The 490-nt window shown below is 50.8% G+C and carries 1 protein-coding gene; it reads left to right on the top strand.

The features are described 5' to 3' along the window. Positions 1 to 12: 12 nt before the first annotated feature. The coding region (locus JIN85_RS20950) for a hypothetical protein (protein WP_200274516.1) at positions 13 to 490 on the top strand (478 nt) is incomplete at its 3' end.

Below are 490 nucleotides of genomic sequence, written 5' to 3'. Positions count from 1 at the left end.
AGAAACAAGAATATGAATCGAACCGCATTTCAATTACTGGCTGGATTCATATTGGTGGGCGCAGCGCACGCTGCGGAGCTCAAAGAGATCGCAGAGAAGTTCGTTAGCGCCTCGGTTGCTGGTGATTCCACCAAGCTAGACGAAGTCTATCTTGACAGTCCAACCAGAGAACGGGCTGATGCAGCTTTCGCTGAGGCACTACCACAGATCAAGGCGGGCAAACTCAAGGTTGCCCATGTGGACAAGGAGCTAGTGATCGGGGATTTGGGCGTGACATTGATGCGAATCGATTTCGAAGGGCATCCGGTAGCCAACTTCAAGCCGATCATTTGTGTTCGAACTGATGCTGGGTGGCGCCTTTTCCCATGGGCCTCTCAATCCGACCTGAAAGTTCTCATGGATCAGCGGACACCAGACGAACAAATTCACCTACGCTTGTTCAATACTTGGGCAAACCTCGTCGAAGAACAGATCGAAAAAGAAGCAGAAC

It is taken from the genome of Luteolibacter pohnpeiensis, from assembly GCF_016595435.1.
GTDB classification, from domain to species: domain Bacteria; phylum Verrucomicrobiota; class Verrucomicrobiia; order Verrucomicrobiales; family Akkermansiaceae; genus Luteolibacter; species Luteolibacter pohnpeiensis.
The sequence above is the reverse complement of the archived record's forward strand: the minus strand, read 5'-3'. Positions and strand labels throughout refer to the sequence as shown.